Origin of the sequence: Pseudomonas sp. CVAP#3, from assembly GCF_018986375.1 — a bacterium.
GTDB classification, from domain to species: domain Bacteria; phylum Pseudomonadota; class Gammaproteobacteria; order Pseudomonadales; family Pseudomonadaceae; genus Aquipseudomonas; species Aquipseudomonas helvetica.
Window position 1 is genome coordinate 1 of sequence record NZ_JAHMSC010000038.1, and the last position, 5,069, is coordinate 5,069.

Genomic DNA, 5,069 nt, shown 5'->3' on the forward strand with positions numbered 1-5,069 from the left:
GGCCTGCTACGCAGTCCAGCGGGAGCAAGCTCCCTCGCCACAGATACTTCTCAGGCCTCCAGACTTCCTTAAGCGAACAGCATTGGCCGATATCCATGCTTTTTAAACCTGAGTTCGACCCGGACTTTCAGGTCGCAGCAAATAGAAAATACACCTCGGTCAGTTCCCTCTCCCCTCGGGAGAGGGCTAGGGTGAGGGGTCGATCGAACTGACACACCACACCACCAAACCCCACCCTGATACTCTTTCGCCAAAACCCCACTCAAGAGGCCCCATGGCAATCTCCAGACGCCATAAGCTCTTCCCCTTTCTCAGTTGGCTGCCCCGGCAAACCCGCGTCAGCGTCGGTCGCGATCTTGTCGTAGGCCTCAGCGGGGCGATTCTTGCGTTGCCGCAATCCATTGCCTACGCCCTGATCGCCGGGTTACCCGCCGAATACGGCTTGTACGCTGCCATCATCCCGGTATTGATTGCCTGCCTCTGGGGGTCGTCCTGGCATTTGATCTGTGGCCCGACAGCAGCGATCTCTATCGTTCTTTACGCCAGCGTCAGTCCCTTGGCCGTGCCCGGTTCCCAGGACTACATCACGCTGATCCTGCTGCTGACCTTCCTCGCCGGTATTTTCCAGTGGCTGCTGGGCATGTTGCGCTTTGGCGCGCTGGTGAACTTTGTCTCGCACTCGGTGGTGCTGGGTTTCACCCTCGGTGCGGCGGTAGTGATCGCACTCGGGCAGTTGCCGAACCTGTTGGGGCTGGACCTGCCGAATCAGGCCACGGCGCTGAACAGCCTGGTGTCACTGATCGGCGACATTGGCGCGCTGGATAAACCGTCGCTGGTGCTGGGCCTTGGCACGCTGGCAGTGGGCATTGTGCTGAAACTGCTGCTGCCACGCTGGCCGAGCCTGTTGATCAGCCTGATTGTCAGCGGCCTGTTGGTGTGGCTGTGGCCGTCGATGTTTGGCCATGTGAAGTTGGTCAGCTCGTTTGTGGGCCGGTTACCGCCATTCAGCCCGTTGCCGCTGGATCTGGACCTGGTGTTGCGCCTGCTGCCCAGTGCGGTGGCAGTCGGCATGCTCGGGCTGGTGACCAGCCTGTCGATTGCCCGCTCCTTGTCGCAACGCTCGCAGCAGTTACTCGATGCGAATCAGGAAGTCCGCGCGCAGGGACTTTCGAACATCGTCGGCAGCTTTTTCGCAGGCTCACTGTCGGCCGGTTCCTTTACCCGTTCGGGATTGAGTTATGAGGCGGGTGCCTGCTCGCCGCTGGCCGGGGTGTTCTCGGCGCTGTGGGTGGCGTTGTTTGCACTGATCGGAGCGACGCTGATAGCGCATATCCCGATTCCAGCGATGGCCGGGAGCATTCTGCTGATTTGCTGGGGATTGGTGGACCATCGCGGCATTCGCGCGTTGTTCCGGGTCAGCCATGCCGAATTCGCGGTGATGGCGCTGACGTGCGTCGCCACATTACTGCTGGAGCTACAAACGGCGATCTACGCCGGGGTGTTGGTCTCGCTGTTTTTCTACCTCAAACGCACCTCGCAACCCCGCGTGCAGCAATGGAGCGAAGGCGATGAAGAGATTCTGCGGGTCGGTGGCTCAATCTTCTTCGGCGCCAGCCACTACCTGCAAGTCCGTCTGCAACGCACTCAAGGATTGAAGGTGGTGATCGAAGGGCAGTACATCAACTTCATCGACTATTCCGGCGTAGAGATGCTGCACCAGGAAGCGCGACGACTGCTCAGACAAGGCCGCAGCCTGATCCTGCGCCGGGCGCGGGGGCATGTGGTCGAAGAGTTGATCAAGCTCGAAGGGCCAGAGAAATGCCCAATTCGGTTTGAGGATTGACCAACCCAAATGCCGCGTCGGGCTCAACCCTGTGGCGAGGGAGCTTGCTCCCGCTGGGCTGCGAAGCGGCCCTAAAACTTGCCAACTCGGTGCATCAGGAAAAGTGAGATCGCCAAGAACGCGGGCGCTTCGCACCCGAGCGGGAGCAAGCTCCCTCGCCACAAAAGCCTAGAGCGCCAGCTGGCGGCGGAGTTCGGCCAGCACCGGTGCGGTGTCCGGGCGTACGCCGCGCCACAGGAAGAACGCTTCGGCCGCCTGTTCGGCGAGCATCCCCAAGCCATCCATCGACACCGCGGCGCCGTGTTCGCTGGCCCAGCGGCAGAACGAGGTCGGTTCCTTGCCGTACATCATGTCGTAGCAAACGGTCTTGCCCGGTTCGATCAAGCTGCTGGCAATCGGCGGTACATCGCCTGACAGGCTGGCCGACGTGGCATTGATAATCAGATCCACCGGCTCACGCAACCAGTCGAAACCGCTGGCGGATACCGGGCCGAGATCGGCGAACAGTTCAGCCAGCAACTCGGCTTTTTCCAGCGTGCGATTGGCGATGATCACCGACGCCGGCTGCTCGGCCAGCAACGGCTCCAGCGCGCCACGCACCGCACCGCCAGCGCCCAGCAGCAGAATGCGTTTACCGCGCAGGCTGAACCCGGCGTTGACCGTCAAATCCCGCACCAGCCCGGCGCCATCGGTGTTGTCGCCCAACAGGCTGCCATCCGCCAGTTTGCTCAAGGTGTTGACCGCACCTGCCCGTTGAGCCCGCTCCGTCAGGCTGTTGGCCAGACGATAGGCCTCTTCCTTGAACGGCACCGTGACGTTGGCACCACGACCTTCGCGGAAAAACTCCGTGGCACAACCGGAAAAGTCATCCAGCGGCGCCAGCAAGGTGCTGTAGTCCAGCTTTTGAGCGGTCTGCTCGGCAAACAGGCGATGGATCAACGGCGATTTACTGTGGCCAATCGGGTTACCGAATACGACGTAACGGTCCATCAGGATTCCTCGTTCAGACGTTTGCCAACCAATCGCGATCTTGCAGGAAATACTCGGTCAGTCGCGCTTCTTCACTGCCAGGCTCGGCCTTCCAGTCGTAACTCCAGCGCACTTGCGGCGGCAGCGACATGAGAATCGACTCGGTACGCCCGCCCGATTGCAGGCCGAACAGCGTGCCGCGGTCGTACACCAGGTTGAACTCGACGTAGCGCCCACGGCGGAATTCCTGGAACTCGCGCTGTTTTTCGGTGAAGGCTTGTGCCTTGCGACGCTTGACGATCGGCAAGTACGCATCGATGTAAGCATCGCCGATAGCGCGCATGAAGGCGAAACAGGTGTCGAAGTCCCACTCGTTCAGGTCATCGAAGAACAGACCGCCGATACCTCGGGGTTCGTTGCGATGCTTGATGTGGAAGTAGCTGTCGCACCACGCCTTGTAACGGCTGTAGACGTCCGGTCCAAAAGGCTCGCAGGCCTTCGCGGCCACACGGTGCCAATGCACGCAGTCTTCTTCATTGCCGTAGTAAGGGGTCAGGTCGAAGCCGCCGCCGAACCACCAGACCGCTTCTTCACCTTCTTTCTCGGCGATGAAAAAGCGCACGTTGGCGTGGGACGTCGGCACATGCGGGTTGTGCGGGTGAATCACCAGCGACACACCAAGGGCTTCGAAACCGCGCCCGGCCAGTTCCGGCCGATGGGCGCTGGCGGACGGCGGAAGACCGCTGCCAAAGACGTGGGAAAAGTTGACGCCGCCCTTCTCGATGACCGCGCCGTTTTCGATCACCCGCGTGCGACCGCCACCACCGGCTGGCCGGGTCCAGGCGTCTTCGACGAAACGAGTGCCACCATCTTCGGCTTCCAGCGCAGCACAAATGCGGTCTTGCAGGTCGAGCAGGTAGGCTTTTACGGCCTCGGTGCGGGTAGTCATGGCATCACCTTGAATCGGGCAAAGCTACGCGGCGCTCGATCAGAACGGCGGCCGGCGCAAATGGGCGCGTAGCATAACACTGCACTCGTGACCGTCGCAGTTGACGAAGATCAAGCTTAGGAGTCCGATAGGGTCCTTCGCCGAAAGACCGATGGCAAACACACCCAAGGAGAGTGCAGATGGCCAAACGTATCCAGTTCCGTGCCCATGGCGGCCCCGAAGTGCTTGAGTATGTGGACTATCAGCCTGCCGAGCCGGGCCCGCAGCAAGTACGCGTCAGCAACAAGGCTATCGGCCTGAATTTTATCGACACCTATTACCGCAGCGGCCTCTACGCGCCGCCCGCCCTGCCATCGGGCCTGGGCGCGGAAGGCGCGGGCGTGGTCGACGCGGTGGGCAGCGACGTCACGCGTTTCAAGGTCGGTGACCGCGTGGCCTACGGCAGTGGCCCACTGGGTGCTTACAGCGAGTTCCATGTGTTGCCGCAAGACCATCTGGTGCATCTGCCGGACGCCATCAGTTTCGAACAGGCCGCGGGCGTCATGCTCAAGGGCCTGACCGTGCAGTACCTGTTGCGTCAGACCTACGAACTCAAGGGTGGCGAGACCATCCTGTTCCACGCCGCTGCCGGTGGTGTCGGTTCGCTGGCCTGCCAATGGGCCAAGGCCTTGGGCGTGAAGTTGATCGGTACCGTCAGTTCGCCGGAAAAAGCCGCACTGGCAAAATCCCTCGGCGCCTGGGCAACCATCGACTACAGCAAGGAAAACGTCGTACAGCGCGTGCTGGAACTGACTGATGGCAAAAAGGTGCCGGTGGTCTACGACGGTGTTGGCAAGGACACTTGGCTGACTTCGCTCGACTGCGTGGCGCCACGCGGGCTGGTGGTGAGTTTCGGCAACGCATCGGGTGCGATGGACGGCGTCAACCTGGGGATTCTCGCGGCAAAAGGCTCGCTGTACGTGACCCGGCCAACCCTGGGGACTTACGCCAACAACGCTGAAAACCTGCAAACCATGGCCGATGAGCTGTTCGGGATGATCATCAGCGGCCAGTTGAAAGTGGACATCAACCAGCGTTATCCACTGGCTGACGCGGCTAAAGCGCAGATTGAGTTGTCGGCGCGGCGTACTACCGGGTCGACGGTGCTTTTGCCCTGACCACCGATCGTTCCCACGCTCCCGCGTGGGAATGCCTCAATGGACGCTCTGCGTCCGCTTTTGGGACGCGGAGCGTCCCGGGCTGCATTCCCACGCAGAGTGAACTGACCCCCAAATGTTGGACACAACCTTTGGGGGTGTCATGGGGAAG

4 protein-coding genes are annotated in these 5,069 nt (G+C 61.2%); 2 read left to right on the forward strand and 2 right to left on the reverse strand.

Going from position 1 to position 5,069, the window contains the following annotated elements; genetic code table 11:
* The first annotated feature begins 274 nt into the window (after window positions 1-274).
* Window positions 275-1,843 (forward strand): SulP family inorganic anion transporter, encoded by a 1,569-nt coding sequence (locus KRR23_RS28835; RefSeq protein WP_216745216.1) that lies wholly within the window; start codon window positions 275-277, stop codon window positions 1,841-1,843.
* 168 nt (window positions 1,844-2,011) lie between these two features.
* Here the strand turns inward: KRR23_RS28835 and aroE are convergent, their stop codons facing one another.
* Both aroE and hemF read right to left on the reverse strand, forming a co-directional pair.
* Complete coding sequence (gene aroE / locus KRR23_RS28840) at window positions 2,012-2,833, reverse strand: shikimate dehydrogenase (protein ID WP_054594899.1); 822 nt, start codon at window positions 2,831-2,833, stop codon at window positions 2,012-2,014.
* 13 nt (window positions 2,834-2,846) lie between these two features.
* Window positions 2,847-3,761 carry an oxygen-dependent coproporphyrinogen oxidase gene (gene hemF / locus KRR23_RS28845; protein ID WP_216745217.1) on the reverse strand — a complete coding sequence of 305 codons (915 nt, stop codon included), beginning with the start codon at window positions 3,759-3,761 and terminating at the stop codon, window positions 2,847-2,849.
* Window positions 3,762-3,940: 179 nt separating this feature from the next.
* Here hemF and KRR23_RS28850 point away from each other — a divergent pair, with 179 nt between their 5' ends.
* Window positions 3,941-4,918 (forward strand): NADPH:quinone reductase, encoded by a 978-nt coding sequence (locus KRR23_RS28850; protein ID WP_216745218.1) that lies wholly within the window; start codon window positions 3,941-3,943, stop codon window positions 4,916-4,918.
* The last annotated feature ends 151 nt before the right edge of the window (window positions 4,919-5,069 follow it).